The organism is Acidovorax sp. Leaf191 (assembly GCF_001424425.1).
Classification (GTDB): domain Bacteria; phylum Pseudomonadota; class Gammaproteobacteria; order Burkholderiales; family Burkholderiaceae_C; genus Acidovorax.
Genome location: NZ_LMPT01000022.1, coordinates 155,022 through 168,727, shown reverse-complemented (window position 1 = coordinate 168,727; position 13,706 = coordinate 155,022). Strand labels below are relative to the sequence as shown.

Annotated in this window: 10 protein-coding genes, 2 pseudogenes and 1 other annotated feature; of the genes and pseudogenes, 4 read left to right on the top strand and 8 right to left on the bottom strand. The window is 65.2% G+C overall.

What is annotated here, in order from left to right:
* The first annotated feature begins 82 nt into the window (after nt 1-82).
* Nucleotides 83-1,066 (top strand): DMT family transporter, encoded by a 984-nt coding sequence (locus tag ASG27_RS23240; protein WP_056421359.1) that lies wholly within the window; start codon nt 83-85, stop codon nt 1,064-1,066.
* Nucleotides 1,067-1,157: 91 nt separating this feature from the next.
* Here the strand turns inward: ASG27_RS23240 and ASG27_RS23235 are convergent, their stop codons facing one another.
* Nucleotides 1,158-2,609: a sigma-54-dependent transcriptional regulator gene (locus ASG27_RS23235; RefSeq protein ID WP_200912479.1), complete on the bottom strand. Its 1,452-nt coding sequence runs from the start codon at nt 2,607-2,609 to the stop codon at nt 1,158-1,160.
* Entirely contained in the window at nt 2,606-4,489 is a 1,884-nt protein-coding gene (locus tag ASG27_RS23230; RefSeq protein WP_056421360.1) for a sensor histidine kinase, read from the bottom strand. Before ASG27_RS23230 ends, ASG27_RS23235 begins: the two co-directional genes overlap by 4 nt.
* A gap of 187 nt (nt 4,490-4,676) precedes the next feature.
* Here ASG27_RS23230 and ASG27_RS23225 point away from each other — a divergent pair, with 187 nt between their 5' ends.
* Entirely contained in the window at nt 4,677-5,411 is a 735-nt protein-coding gene (locus ASG27_RS23225; RefSeq protein ID WP_056421361.1) for a DUF4166 domain-containing protein, read from the top strand.
* Nucleotides 5,412-5,422: 11 nt separating this feature from the next.
* The gene (locus tag ASG27_RS23220) at nt 5,423-6,910 is read left to right on the top strand and encodes a TIGR01777 family oxidoreductase (protein ID WP_056421362.1); all 1,488 of its coding nucleotides are present in this window, start codon (nt 5,423-5,425) and stop codon (nt 6,908-6,910) included.
* 169 nt (nt 6,911-7,079) lie between these two features.
* On the opposite strand, the gene ASG27_RS23215 is transcribed toward ASG27_RS23220, so the two are convergent.
* The 3 genes from ASG27_RS23215 to ASG27_RS23205 form a co-directional block, all read right to left on the bottom strand.
* Complete coding sequence (locus tag ASG27_RS23215) at nt 7,080-8,681, bottom strand: SEL1-like repeat protein (RefSeq protein ID WP_162240456.1); 1,602 nt, start codon at nt 8,679-8,681, stop codon at nt 7,080-7,082.
* A 63-nt stretch (nt 8,682-8,744) separates the two neighbouring features.
* Nucleotides 8,745-9,641 carry an RDD family protein gene (locus ASG27_RS23210; RefSeq protein ID WP_056421364.1) on the bottom strand — a complete coding sequence of 299 codons (897 nt, stop codon included), beginning with the start codon at nt 9,639-9,641 and terminating at the stop codon, nt 8,745-8,747.
* Between the two features lie 3 nt (nt 9,642-9,644).
* Nucleotides 9,645-9,890: a hypothetical protein gene (locus ASG27_RS23205; RefSeq protein WP_156370924.1), complete on the bottom strand. Its 246-nt coding sequence runs from the start codon at nt 9,888-9,890 to the stop codon at nt 9,645-9,647.
* A gap of 572 nt (nt 9,891-10,462) precedes the next feature.
* Here ASG27_RS23205 and ASG27_RS23200 point away from each other — a divergent pair.
* The gene (locus ASG27_RS23200; RefSeq protein WP_156370922.1) at nt 10,463-10,807 is read left to right on the top strand and encodes a hypothetical protein; all 345 of its coding nucleotides are present in this window, start codon (nt 10,463-10,465) and stop codon (nt 10,805-10,807) included.
* Here ASG27_RS23200 and ASG27_RS26295 read toward each other — a convergent pair.
* The 3 genes and pseudogenes from ASG27_RS26295 to ligD form a co-directional block, all read right to left on the bottom strand.
* Nucleotides 10,783-12,013 (bottom strand): annotated as a pseudogene (locus ASG27_RS26295) (IS3 family transposase). The gene ASG27_RS23200 and the pseudogene ASG27_RS26295 sit on opposite strands and share 25 nt — an antisense overlap.
* Nucleotides 11,619-11,735, bottom strand: a sequence feature (AL1L pseudoknot). It overlaps the preceding pseudogene by 117 nt.
* 679 nt (nt 12,014-12,692) lie before the next feature.
* Complete coding sequence (locus ASG27_RS23185; RefSeq protein WP_056423349.1) at nt 12,693-13,034, bottom strand: hypothetical protein; 342 nt, start codon at nt 13,032-13,034, stop codon at nt 12,693-12,695.
* A gap of 416 nt (nt 13,035-13,450) precedes the next feature.
* Nucleotides 13,451-13,701: pseudogene (gene ligD / locus ASG27_RS27930) on the bottom strand (non-homologous end-joining DNA ligase LigD).
* Nucleotides 13,702-13,706: the final 5 nt, after the last annotated feature.

Below are 13,706 nucleotides of genomic sequence, written 5' to 3'. Positions count from 1 at the left end.
CACTCCATGCCGATGCAAAGCACACACAGCGTTCGAAGATTTCACACGATCTGAACGCACTGCCTTGCCGCACAAATCCCCCATGCCCTGGAAGAACTGGTCCGCCGAACGCCTTGGTCTTGCCCTCGCCATCCTGGCTGCACTGGGCTTTTCGTTCAAGGCCATCTTTGTGAAGCTGGCCTACGCCGTGCCGCAGGCCGTCCCCGTGGATTCGGTCACCTTGCTGTGCCTGCGCATGGCCTTTTCCGTCCCGGTGTTCGCCTGGGTCGGCTGGCGTGCCAGCCGGCAGCTCGCGCCCCTGAGCGGGCGCGACTGGCTGGCCATCGTCGCGCTGGGGCTGCTGGGCTACTACGGCGCCAGCATCCTCGACTTCATCGGCCTGCAGTACATCACTGCCAGCCTGGAGCGGCTGATCCTGTTCACCTACCCCACGCTCACCATCGTGATCGGTGTGCTCTTCATGGGCAAGCGGGCATCCCGCCGCGAGATGGGGGCGCTGCTGCTGTCCTACGCCGGCATCGGCCTGGCCTTTGCGCACGACCTGCAGATCGCGGGCGACACCCGCGCCGTGTTCCTGGGCGCAGGCTTCGTGTTCGGCTCGGCGGTGTCGTACGCGTTCTACCAGGCCGGCAGCGAGCCCGCCATCCGCAGGCTGGGCGCGGGGCGCTTCACCGCGCTGGCCATGCTGGTCTCCACCGGCGCGACGCTGCTGCACTTCATGGTGTCGCAACCGATGGGCGCCCTGGTGCAACCGGCACCGGTCTACCTGCACGCGCTCGGCATGGCGGTGTTTTCCACCGTGCTGCCGGTGTTCATGACATCCGCAGCCATCCGCCGCATCGGCGCAGCCCAAACCGCGCTGGTGGGTACGCTGGGTCCCATCCTCACGATCTTCTTCGGTTGCTGGCTGCTGGACGAGCCGCTGTCCTGGCCGCAGATGGCGGGGGCTGCGCTGGTGCTGGCGGGGGTGCTGCTCATCAGCAAGCGCGGCAGCACGGCGGCGCCCCGCGCGCCGGACGGAGCGACGTCGCCCGCATCCGCCGAACCCGCCGCCAGGTCAACCTGACCCCGCGCGCGGTGGGCGCCCAAGGAGGGGCGTTGGCCTCCCGCCCGTCCGTGCCCAGGCCGCACCAGTGCCTGTGGCCAGGCTCGCGGGCTCACTTCAAACCCAGCCGCGTCAGCTTCTTGATCAGGCCCACCCGCGAAATCCCCAGCCGCCGCGCTGCTTCCGACTGATTGCCCGACACTGCCGCCATGGTGTCGCGCAGCATGCGCACTTCCAGCTCCATCAGCGCTGCGTCCAGCGGCCCGGTGCCGCCGTGCGGGGCCTGCGGGCTGGCGGGGAGGTTTGCTGCGGTGTCCGTCATGTCGGGGATATCGCCGCTGGCCAGTTGCAGCAGCGCTGCATCCACCTCGCGCTGCTCGGGCATCAGCAGTGCCCCGGCGGACTCCACCACGGCCTTGAGCTCGCGCACATTGCCCGGCCACTCGCGCGCCATCAGCCATGCCAGGGCACTGGCCGACAGGCTGGCGCGGTGCGCCACACGGTGCAGAAACCGCGTGGCCAGCAGCGGGATGTCGGCGCGCCGCTCCGCCAGCGACGGCGTGCGCAAGACCACCCCTTTGAGGCGGTAGAACAGGTCCTCGCGGAAGGACCCGTCGCGCACCATGGCCTCCAGATCGCGGTGGGTGGCGGCCACCACGCGGGTGTCGGCACGTTTTGGCACACGGCCGCCCACGGGCACGAAGGACCCCTCTTGCAAAAAGCGCAGCAGCTTGACCTGCATGGGCGGCGGCATCTCGCCCACCTCGTCCAGAAACAGCGTGCCGCCGTGCGCAGCCTCCACCAGGCCGGGCTGGTCGCGGTAGGCGCCGGTGAAGCTGCCCTTCATGTGGCCGAAAAGCTCACTCTCCAGCAACTCTGCCGACAAGGCGCCGCAGTGGATGGCGACGAAGGGCTCGTTGCGGCGCGCGCTGCAGGCGTGCAAGGCACGGGCCACCAGTTCCTTGCCGGTGCCTGTGGGGCCCAGCACCAGCACGCTGACGTGGGTGGGCGCCACGCGGCGCACCAGGGCGCGCAATTGCGCCGTGGCGGCCGCCTGCCCCACCATGCCCAGATCGTCCAGCGACTGCCCTGCACGCAGTGCGGCCAGTTCGGCATCCAGCCTGGCCTTGCGCAGCCCGCGCGTCACCACGAACCGCAGCATGTCCGGGTCGATGGGTTTGGTCAGAAAGTCCCAGGCGCCCAGCTCGGTGGCGCGCAGGGCCAGCGCGTGGTCGCCGTGGCCGGTCAACACCACCACCGGCACGCGCGCAAAACGCGGGATCAGTTCCAGCCCGATCTCCGGGTCCATGTGCGGCGGCATGGCCAGGTCCAGCAGCACCAGCTCGGGCTGCTGTTTGGCAAACGCCGCCAGGGCCTGGTCGCCATCGCCCGCCAACGTGACGGTGTGGCCCAGGTTGCGCAAGAAGGCGCCACCCAGCCGCTGAAAAGCCGCTTCGTCGTCCACCAGAAGCACATGGCCGTTTTGCGGCTCGTCGGCCGGCGTGGCGCCTTGCTCCGCCTGCGGCTGGGCGTCGGCTGCGTTGTCTGTGGTGTGGGATGTCATGGCAGGCGTTGCGTCGTCGTCAAGGGAAAGCGCAGCGTGAAGCAGGTGCTCCACGGAGGCCGCTCGGTCAGAGCCACCGAGCCACCGTGCGCAGCCATGATGCGGGCCACGATGGCCAGGCCCAGCCCGGTGCCGCCGGGGCTGCGCGATGCAAAAGGCTCGAACAGGCGGCTGCGGATTTCGTCGGGCACGCCGGGGCCGGCGTCGCAGATGTGCAGCAGCACGGCGTTGTCGGTGGTTTCTGCGTCGATGTGCACGGGGCTGTGTGTTGCTGGCGCCGATTCAACGCCATCGGCCTCGGACTCCATCGCGATGCGCGCGTTCTCCAGCAAATTGGTCAGCACCTGGTCCACACGCCGGGGGTCCGCCTGCAGCACCAGCGGCTGGGCCAGGCCCGCGCCCAGGCTCACCTGGGGCAATCGCTGGGCTGCATTGCGCACGTGGGCGGCCAGGTCGAGCTCGCGGGGCGCCAGCTTCCAGGGCTTGGCAAAGTCCAGCAGGTCGTGCGTCAGGTTGGCAATGCGCGCCACCTGGTCGGCCACCTCGCGCCGGGTCTCGCCGGGCGCAGCAGCCACGGCCATCGAGATGATGTTGAGAGGGTTGCGGATGTCGTGCGCCACCGTGGCGGCCAGTGCGCCCAACTCGGCCAGCCGCGCCTGCAACTGGCGCTCGCGTTCGCGGGCCGCAAACTGCTGGGCCTGCTCGACGCGCGCGGCCGCCTCGGCCACCACCGTGCCGAACAGCTCGGCCACATGGCGCGGCCCGGGGGGTGCCGCGTCCCAGCCCTGCAGCGTGGTCTGCCAGCCTTGCTCTGCGGGGCTGCACACCAGCTGCGGGGTGCTGCCGGGGGGCGTTGATGGTGCCGTTGACGCCGTTGGCGATGTGGAAGTGGGCGAAGTGCCAACCTGCACCTCCACCTGCGTGCCAATGCGCGTGCTCAGCAGCGTGGCCGCCTGCTGCGCCAGCGCCTGGGGCGTCTCGGCCGACAGCAGTGCGCTGCGCCAGGCGCCCAGGTCGGCCACCGACACCTCGCCCCCTGGGTAGACCAGCCGCTCGGCCACGCGGCGCACCGGGCCGTTGAGCGCCAGCACACTGGCCGCCACCGCCAGACCGCCCAGCCAGCGCGACTCGAACGGCAGCAGTGGCGTGAGCGCCAGCACCACCGCCCCCAGCGCCAACAGCAGCGCCCACACCAGCGCGCGCCGTGCCCAGGCGTTGGCCACAAACACACCGTAACGCAAGATGCCGTAGACCAGAATCAACGAGTACAGCGGCAGGCCCAGCAGCGGAAACGGATAGATCGGCCAATCCAGCACCGCAATGCCGTAGCCCGCCAGGCACAGCAGGCCCCACAGGCACGACGCGGTGACGGCGGCAATCTGCCGAAACTTCTGCCCGTCGCCCGACCGGCGCGCGCGCAGCAAGGCCAGCAGCAGCACCGCCACACCGCCCATGCCCAGAATGACCCAGGCCATGCTGGCGATGGTGCCCACGGGGTCGGCCACGGCAATGAAGCCGATGTCGCGGTGCTCGATCAGGTGGCCCGGCACCAGGATGACGGAGACCACCGTGGCGCCACCACCCAGCGCATAGGCCGCCGCAACGCCCCAGCGCCCCAGGTCCACCCGGCAAAACACCGTGCAGAAATGAAAAAACAGCGCGGAGGTAAATGGCGCCGTGGCCAGCAAGCGCATCGCCACCGGTTCGGTCTCGGGCCCCAGCCAGTTGGGAAGCTCGTTGCCCACCATCCACAGCGAGATGCCGATCAAGAACGCCGCCAGCAACCGCGCTCCCGCCACACGGTCGGCCCAGGCCAGCAGCAAGGCGGCCAACACCAGCGTTTCAAGTACCGAAAACCCGAGGACGGCGTGGATCAGCATGCGCGGACGATGGTGGGGATCATGGTGTGACCTGTTCCTGGCGTTGACGGTGGGGGCTGCGTGCACTGTAAACCAAGTATGCAGGTCGCACATCAAATTTCAATGAAATCAAGCACTTGCAGCGGCCGCCGAGGCTGGCCCGGGTTTCGCAATAGAGAGTGCAACCGCCACTCTTGCAAAGCCTGCCATGTTTGCCCTGTTCACCCCAGCGCCCCGCCACTGCGCCACCACCCCTGCCCACCCTGCCCCGGTGCTCGACCTGCAAGCCCTGGCCGGCGCTGCCGCCTGGGCACGCCTGCCCGCCGCCGTGCAACGCCGCTTTGGCACCGCCCACGCCGACGTGAGCTACCACGGCCACCTGGACCTGCGCTGCTCGCTCATCGGCCACATCTACGCCGCGCTGACCCGGCCCTGGGGCGGCCCGCTGACCCACATCCACACCACCGCCCTGCCCGCCACCGTGCACGTCAGCCACAACGGGCGCGGCGGTGTGGTGTGGGAGCGGTGCTTTCACACCGGCACGGGCGCCACCAACGACAACGGCACACACACCGGCGCAGACCGCACGGTGCGGTCCACCAAGGAGCTGGGCGCCGACGGCACCCTGCTGGAGCGCACCGACGGCGGCCTGGCCATGTCGCTGGACGTGCTGGAAGAAGACGGCGCGCTGGTGTTCCGCAGCCGCCGCTTCTGGTGGGTGGTGGCGGGCCTGCGCATCCCCGTGCCGACCCTGCTCACGCCTGGCACGTGCCGCGTGGCCCACACTGACCTGGGCGGGGGCCAGTTCCGCTTCACGCTGAGCATGGTGCACCCCCTGTGGGGCGAGACCTTCCACCAGTCCGGCGTGTTCACCGACCCCGTGGTCGACACCACGACCGAGTACTCCACCACACCCGTCGGCATCGATTCATCGTCACACTGAAGGCAAACACCATGACCGCCATGAACACCATCTTTTCGCTGCTCTCCATCCAGGCCGCGCTGGGAGCCTTCGACAACCTGTGGCACCACGAACTGCAGGCCCGGCTGCCGCAGCGCACCTCGGCACGGTATGAACTGGCGCTGCACGCCGCACGCGAGGCCATCTACGGCGTCGTCTTTGTCGGTCTGGCCTGGTTTGAATGGCGCGGCGCCTTTGCCGCCGTGCTGGCGGCCCTGCTGCTGGTCGAGCTGGGCATCACCCTGGCCGACTTTCTGGAAGAAGACCGCACCCGGCGCCTGCCGCCGTTCGAGCGCGTGCTGCACACCGTGCTGACCATCAGCTACGGCCTCTTCCTGGGCCTGGTCGCCCCCGTGCTCTGGGCCTGGGTGCAGCAACCCACCGGCATGGTGCTGGCGCCGCACGGCTGGGTGTCGTGGCTGTTCACGGCCTATGCCATCGGCGTGTGGGCCTGGAGCGTGCGCAACGTGCTGGCGGCCATCAAGCTCTACCGCACAGCACCGCCAACACCACAGCCCAGTGCCGTACACCCCCATGGCATGCAATCCCAGCCAGCCACGCTGGTGACCGGTGCCACCGGATTCGTGGGCAGCGCCCTGGTGGCCGACCTGGTGCGCGACGGCCAGCGGGTGATCGTGTTGACCCGCGATGCCCTGCAAGCCCGCGCCAGCTTTGGCCCCGGCGTGTGGGTGGCGGACACCCTGGACGCCATACCGCCCGAAACGAACATCGACGCCGTGGTCAACCTGGCGGGCGCCCGCGTGCTGGGCATGCCATGGACCCAGGCACGCAGACGCCAACTGCTGGCCAGCCGTGTCGACACCACCGTGGCAGTCGTTAGCCTGATGCGCCGCCTGCACAAGGCCCCGCGCGTGCTGGTCAGCGCGTCGGCCGTGGGCTTCTACGGCGCATCACCCAATGCGTCGATGGAGCCCTTGGACGAAACCGCCCCACCCCGCCCCGGCGAATTCCAGTCTGATTTGTGCGCCGCCATCGAACACGAGGCGCGCCGCGCCGAAGCGCTGGGCGTGCGGGTGGTACGCATGCGGTTGGGGGTGGTGCTGGGGCATGGTGGTGGCGCGTATCCGATGCAAGCGCTGGCCGCACGCCTGGGCCTGGGCGCCGTGCTGGGGCATGGCCGCCAACCTGCGCCGTGGGTGCACCTGGCCGATGCGGTGGGGCTGGTGCGGTTTGCGATGGCGCACAACACCCTGCAAGGCCCCGTCAATGCTGTGGCGCCTGATGCGGTGACGCAAGCCACGTTTGCGCACGCGCTGGCTGCATCGTTTGGGCGGCGTGCCTGGCTACGCACGCCGGGGTTGCCGTTGCGGGTCTTGCTGGGGGAAATGTCCACCCTGTTGCTGGACGGGCAGAACGCCGTGCCGCGTGCCGCGCTGGCGCAGGGATACCGGTTCGTGCACCCGTTGCTCGGTGGCGCCCTGGCTCACCTGGCTCACCTGGCGAAGGGTCAAAAGGCCTGACCGCCAGGGATCCTCTGCACGCATCGAGCTGCCAAGTGTGCGCTGCGGATCGGGATGGAGTGCAAGGCGCAAGACGCAGCCATATCCGTAGCTATTGCGAGTATTTGCAACGCCGCAGGCCGCCCGAGACCGCAGATGCCCACGGCGCGATGATTCGTGCAGAGGGTCCCTAGGCGAACAGCTTTCCCGCCCAGTTCTTGATGCTGGCGCCCAGGCCGATGCGCTCGCGGGCCGACTCGTACATATCCGGGCTCAGCGCCTTCAGGCGGTGCAGCAACTGCTTGGCAGCGCCTCGGTCCTGCGGCGTGCCCCGGCCGAACCACAGGCAACCAATCCAGTCGCGCATGGCATAGACGTTGTCTCCATCGGCCGCGATCTCCAGGTGGTAGGCAGCGCTTTCCAGGTCTTGCGCTACGCCGTCGCCGGTGAGCAGCGCCTTGCCCAGGCGCTCGTGGGATGACAGATGACCCAGCGCAGCCGACCGTGCCCAGTACTGCATGGCCAAAGCCTTGTTCAACGGCTGGCCCTCTTCGCCGTCGAAGTGCGCGATGCCCAGGTTGAACATGGCACCGCTGTGTCCCCATCGCGCGGCTTCGCGCCACCAGTCGTACGCGCGCAACTTGGCGGCATCGTCGCCGCGCTGAAAGAACTCGATGGCACCCATCACGAACATGGTTCTGGGCGAAAACTGCTGCATGCCGTAGGTGGCCACCCGCCCAAGCTGCTCTTCGATCGCGGGGCGCTGGTCGGCGGCTGCATCCTTAAGCTGGTCGCTCAGCCAATTCGCCACGGAGCCCGCCGCGCTACCGCTGCCCCACAGCATGGCCTCTTCAAAATACGCCATGGCGACGTCTTGTTGGCCCAGCTCTTCGTAGTAGTCGCCAAGCCGGTCGAACCGGTCCGCCTCCGGCGCCAGGCGCACGGCGCGCAGCAGGTGGTCGACGGCCAGCTGCATCTGGTCTTTGTAGTGGTATTGCCTGGCCAGCTGGGAGTGCGCGTCGTCAAAGTCAGGCGCTTCGTGCAGGATGCCATTGAGCAAGGCGATGACGCGGTCCGAATCACCGTTGCAGGCCTCGATGTCCGCCAGTTCGGACCGGTGGGTGGCGTGCACGCGTTTGCGCTCCTCGTCAGGCCACGAGGTGCTCCACTGCTGCGCGGAGCGGAACAACGCGTCGACCTCTGCCAGCGACCCGCCCCACTTGGGGTTCAGCGCCCACATCAGGCGGCCATACAGCACTGGGCTGTGCGGCAAGTGGGGCTGGGCCAGCGCGATGTAGTCATGGTCAGGATCATCACTGCCGGCACGCGCCATCGTGATCCCGACTGCGATAGCGAGTGTGGGCCGCGCGGCCGCCGCCAGGGCGCGGTGCAGGTACGGAAACGCCGCATCGAAATGCTGCTGCATCACCGCAAACTGCTTTTCACTGGTGTTGTTGCTCGTGGCAGTGCCACGCGCTTGCCAGGCCACGGTGCAGTGCAACTGCGCCGCGAACAGCAGGGCCGCAAAGCTGTGGGGGTACGCCTGCACCCACGCCTGGGCGGGCTCGATCAGATCGGCCCGCTGCAAGCCCATGTGTGACCAGGCGCGCGACAAGCCCAGGTCAGACATCGCACCCGACTCGAACGCCGCCCAGCTGGGCGCCAGCAGCGCCTCGAGCGCGTCGAACTGCCGGGTCTTGAGCAGGTCCATCACCTTCAAGGCAAATTGCCGTTGGGGGTGGTTGAGAACGGCAGGGTCGAGAAGGTGTTGGTGCTGGGACAAAGCAGTCATCATCATCGTCAGTAGTGTCTGGGTGCGATCGGTGCCGCGCTGAAATGGCGGCCACCAACCAATTCAAGGGGCGGTGGGCGCCGCGCTCAGCGTGGCCTTGCAGCCGGTGGGCAGCTGGGCCCGCTCGATGTCAGGGCTGCCGCAGGTCCATTTTTTGATGGCCTTCTTGCTGAAGTTGTACTCCGGCGCCAGCACGATGTGTTTGCCCGCCACCGGCCCGCTCTTGATCTGCAGCGTGACGGGCCCGCGGGGCTGCGTATTAATGCTGGTGAACACGGCACCCATCTCTGCCTCCAGCGCTGCCAAGGCTGGGTCGCTCCAGTCGAGCTCCAGGCTTTGGCCTTGTTCAAATCGCTGGCTGAGCAGGTGCGTGAGCTTTTTGTTGGCGGCCTTGGCGTCTGACACGGCGGACATGGTGGGGTCCTGAGACTCCTGGTACAGAGACCACACCGCCGGTACGAAGAACCACAGCAACGCACCCGCAATGCACCACGCCAGCAGGCTCTTGAACGTATCGAACGCCCTGGACGCCCGTGTGACTTGCTGCCTGGCGTTCTTCACATCGGCCCGCACCGGGGCCTGTGGCGCTGCGCCGGCCTGCACGCCCTGGGCCTGCGCGATCAACGCTTCATGAAGCAGCTCCGGCGCGGCGCGGGCCGCACGGGCACTGGCAGGCAAGCGCTCGATCACCGTGGTGCCCGCCCACACATCGTGCAGGTGCCGCCCGCCGGTCAGCCATGGCTCGATCAGCTTCCACACAATGGGCATAGCGATGTGCAGGACGTACTTGATGAAGTGCCGCCAGATGCTGATGGCGAGCGACGGCTTTTCACCACGTGTCGTCACCACCTGAATCTTCAGGCACCGGTTGCCCAGCGACCCAGGTCCGGCGTCGAGCAACGCCGGCAGAAAAAACAGCACCACGGCACCCAGCAGCTTGAGCCAGATGGAACAGGACATGTCTCACACCACCACCAGCCACACCGCGGCTGAGACGAGCATCTGGAGGCCATCGATCACGGTGGCGAAGGTGCGGCTCAAGTCGGTGGCCAGTAGGACGGCGACCGGTGTGGCCGCTGCGGCGGGTGCAGGTTGGTGTGCGAAGGCTGAGGTGAAGTCAGGCTCACCGCCGCCGGCCAGTGGGGTTCGGCACATCACGCAGTGGGTCGCTTCGCCGGGGTTGTGCCACTGGCATGTTGGACATTTCATGGGGAGGGAAAGGCAGGGAAAACGGGGGGCGCAGAGGGATGGAGTGCCAACACTTCCCGGCTCTGGGGTTATCAACACATCGCTTCTAGGCTGACTGAGAGATTTTCCCATCATGCCGCCGTACGAAAAGGGGCTAGGATGGTTTTCTCTACGCATCAGCAGTACATCCGTAGTACCTAGAAATCGCTCAGCAGCGTCAGGAGGTCCAGAGCCCGCACATGTACTCCTACAGCCGGCGAGACAGCAGAATCCTTCATCTCGTCAGCCACCGCCGTATCCTTTGAGCCAGCTTGCTACCGGCCGGGCAGAACGCTGTGCCCAGTAGTGCGATCACTCGGAACTACCGCTTTTTGCGCCCGCGACTGGGTGGCGCGCTGGCTGAACTTGTAGGGACGCAAAGCTTCGCAAGGAGGCACGGTAAAAAAATAACAAAAACGCTCTAGCGCTGATCAATAAAGCGGCAATAGCTACAAATACAGTAGCAACTACGAAACGCTATTTCCGCTCTGGAGCTGCTGGAGTCATTCGCTCTTCCGCGTCGAACGCGTACTATCGGCCATAAGCTGACAATCATGAGACCTACCATTCCTCTCGCAGACTGGACGTTGGCTATCAATCTTGAGCAGACCGAGCTTGTACAAGTCAGCAAGGATGCCCCCGCCTTCAAGTGCTCTTGTAAGCAATGCACTATGTGGCGTCTGCATTTGGAACAGTTGCTCCCCGCGCAGATTCTGGGGCAATTGCGCCGCCTGAAGATCGATGTCAGGCATCCGTTTGATGCCTATGAGTACGGACGCTCCGATCAAGGCGTCCAGCTAAGAGTCATCTTCACTGCTGTAGGCAAGATTCTGTCTGAATCGCCCCGGGTTTCGCGGAGGCTGTTTGGTTTAAGTCAGCCCACTTCCACCGTGGCCTGACTGGCGAGTTGCCGGTAGTAGTTTGCCTCAGCCTCAGCAGGCGGGATGTACCCGATGGGTTCGAGCAGGCGATGGTGGTTGAACCACGATATCCATTCGAGCGTGGCGAACTCGACTGCTTCCTTGGTTTTCCATGGAGCCCGGCGGTGAATCAGTTCGGCCTTGTACAGGCCGTTGATGGTCTCGGCCAGGGCGTTGTCGTAGCTGTCGCCCTTGCTGCCCACCGAAGGCTCGATGCCAGCTTCCGCCAGTCGCTCGGTGTAGCGAATGCTGACGTATTGCGAGCCTCTATCGGAGTGACAAACCAAACTGCCATCGCGCTCAGGCTGACGGGCATAGAGGGCTTGCTCCAGGGCGTCGAGAACAAAGTCCGTGCGCATTGAACTGCTCACCCGCCACCCGACGATGCGCCTGGCAAACACGTCGATGACGAAGGCTACGTACAGCCAGCCTTGCCAAGTCGAAACGTAAGTGAAGTCGCTCACCCACAACTGGTTCGGCCTCTCGGCCCGGAACTGCCGGTTGACCCGGTCCAATGGACATGGTGCTTTGCCATCACTGACGGCGGTTCGTACGGCCTTGCCGCGCATCACACCACGCAGTCCCATGCTGCGCATCAGACGCTCTACCGTGCAGCGGGCCACGGTCACGCCTTCGCGCGCTAGTTGTCGCCATACCTTGTCGGCGCCATAAACCTGCATGTTGGCCTGCCAGACTCGTTGAATCTGCGGCATCAGCAATTCGTCGCGTTTCGCTCTGGCGCAGCGTTTGGGAGCTCGCGCACCAGCGCGGCGTGGCGCCGATACGCTGACGGGGCAACCTGCAAGACCTTGCAGAGCGGCTCGACCCCGAAAGCATTGCGCTGCTGGTCGATAAAGGCCCTCAAGACTTGAGCCGGCGGTCGAGCTCCGCCTGGGCGAAAAACGCGCTGGCCAGCTTCAAAATCTCGTTGGCTCGGCGCAATTCTTTGACCTCGCGCTCCAGCTCCTTGACCCGCTGGGCTTCGGCTGTGGTGACGCCTTCTCGCGTGCCTGCATCAACTTCGGCACGCTTGACCCACTCGTTCAGGGTCTGCGGCACGCAGCCAATCTTGGGGGCAATGGATTCGATGGCAGCCCACAGGGATGGGTACTCCCCGCGCTGCTCCTGCACCATTCTCACTGCGCGCTCACGCACCTCGGGCGAGAACTTGTTCGTCTTCTTCATGGCTCAATCCTCTCAGAGTGTTGAGCCTCCTCAAAAACCGGGGCGATTCAGTCTGGTCCCGCATCTTCAATCGTAGGGCCTGACGGCTTAGGAATGAACTACGTGGCACTTCGCGCTGATCCATTTGTCAGTTTACGTGTGGTCACCGGTACTGACGCGCACAACGTGCCATCGCAGACAACTGTTTCGGAGAACAATCATTTAATCGAGATCGACTTAAGGCTGCATGTGCCTGCCAGGATCTTGAAAACAGAACAGCGCAAAACGTCGGTTGGACTCTTGTGACCCGGCTTTCTCCTTTGGGCCCGCTACCGCCCTCGCCGTCGGGCAGAATTCGGCAGAAGCGCTCTTAGGCGAAGCCCAGCAAGACGTCTTCGAATATCCAATCTTCATATGATCTACCTTGCAATAACCTCAGAGGGCCTAGCTCAAGCGCTGCATGTGGCAGGGAGCGGTGACGCGGTATGGTGTGGTGCCGATGCGATTTCAGAGGAAGCATGTGCCGCGCTACCCCCGCCTAGATGCACTCGTTTTATCTATGAGTTAAGGGATCGGTTTCTGCTGGATGACGCTGTAAGCACTATCGAAGAGCATCACCCCGGGCAGACAATTTGGGTCGAAGGTACATCTCCTGCATGACCAATTAACGGCCAGAAGCAGCCGGTGGAGACGGGGTGCTTCAATCCCTCAGGCCTTCTGGCATCAGGCTCGGGTGTTCAGCGTAAATTGGGTCTAGCAACTCATGCGACAGCTTGCCAACATGTACGCCGATCAGCCGCCTGAAAGACTCATAACCGCGCTCATCCAAGCGAGCCTCAGCTTCCGATAGAGCCTTCGAAAGTTGGCCAATAGCGGCCTCCAAGGGTGCCGCTATTGCTGCAGCGTCGCGTTGATTCATGTTAAGCCCAAGGTTTGACGTGTGGAGCGGTAGCGCGGAGACTGCGAGCAAACCGGCCTGCACAAATTGTTGGCGATACTCGCCGACGACGATTTCGGGTTTCGAGTATGCGAGGTTGTCCATCAATCACCCTTGGAGTCACCGGCTGCTTTGGGCCCAAAGCGGTCGTACACACCAATTCATTGGCGACGCACTTCCACACTAGAAGCCATCTACCCAGTCCTGCAAATCCATGTGCTTGATGAAGTCATCGAGGCGCGCACTCTCGATTCGCAGCGACACGCGATGACCACCCTTGTGGTGACCATCAACACTATCAACGGAAACCAAACCGGGCGCACTAATCAAAGACGCCAGAAGTGCGGCCCTCTCCGCAACGCGGTCAGGGAAGGGCTTGCCTTTGTAGACGTATCGAGGTCCTAGATTCATTGGGAAACGTGGCCGCTTCTGGCCGGATTCTGCCTCACGCACCGGGGCGCCGAGCGCCCAAATTGTCTGTAAACCTCGCTCCAAAGCGGACAGTCGCCAGATTTGCGCTGTTATACGTCGCCGTCTGTCGTGAGCTTAGAAATCGCTGTCAGAGGTACCACCACATGCACCCCCTTGCCACCGCTGGTCTTAAGCCAGCTCGCAAGCCCCAGTTCTGTGAGCATTACGCGCGTGAGCTCCGCCGCCTCCTGCAGCATCTTCCACGACACGCCTTCCCCGGGTCCTGATCCACGATGAAACGGTCTGGCTGGTTGACCTTGGTCGTATTGCCATTCTGGGCGTGGAACTCAATCACGTTCATTTGAC

What these genes read in the sequence shown, in the direction of transcription:
- ASG27_RS23240 (WP_056421359.1), top strand. Translation starts at nt 83, where the DNA reads ATGCCCTGGAAGAACTGGTCCGCCGAACGCCTTGGTCTTGCCCTCGCC.
- ASG27_RS23235 (WP_200912479.1), bottom strand. Translation starts at nt 2,609, where the DNA reads ATGACATCCCACACCACAGACAACGCAGCCGACGCCCAGCCGCAGGCG.
- ASG27_RS23230 (WP_056421360.1), bottom strand. Translation starts at nt 4,489, where the DNA reads ATGCTGATCCACGCCGTCCTCGGGTTTTCGGTACTTGAAACGCTGGTG.
- ASG27_RS23225 (WP_056421361.1), top strand. Translation starts at nt 4,677, where the DNA reads ATGTTTGCCCTGTTCACCCCAGCGCCCCGCCACTGCGCCACCACCCCT.
- ASG27_RS23220 (WP_056421362.1), top strand. Translation starts at nt 5,423, where the DNA reads ATGACCGCCATGAACACCATCTTTTCGCTGCTCTCCATCCAGGCCGCG.
- ASG27_RS23215 (WP_162240456.1), bottom strand. Translation starts at nt 8,681, where the DNA reads ATGACTGCTTTGTCCCAGCACCAACACCTTCTCGACCCTGCCGTTCTC.
- ASG27_RS23210 (WP_056421364.1), bottom strand. Translation starts at nt 9,641, where the DNA reads ATGTCCTGTTCCATCTGGCTCAAGCTGCTGGGTGCCGTGGTGCTGTTT.
- ASG27_RS23205 (WP_156370924.1), bottom strand. Translation starts at nt 9,890, where the DNA reads ATGAAATGTCCAACATGCCAGTGGCACAACCCCGGCGAAGCGACCCAC.
- ASG27_RS23200 (WP_156370922.1), top strand. Translation starts at nt 10,463, where the DNA reads ATGAGACCTACCATTCCTCTCGCAGACTGGACGTTGGCTATCAATCTT.
- ASG27_RS23185 (WP_056423349.1), bottom strand. Translation starts at nt 13,034, where the DNA reads ATGGACAACCTCGCATACTCGAAACCCGAAATCGTCGTCGGCGAGTAT.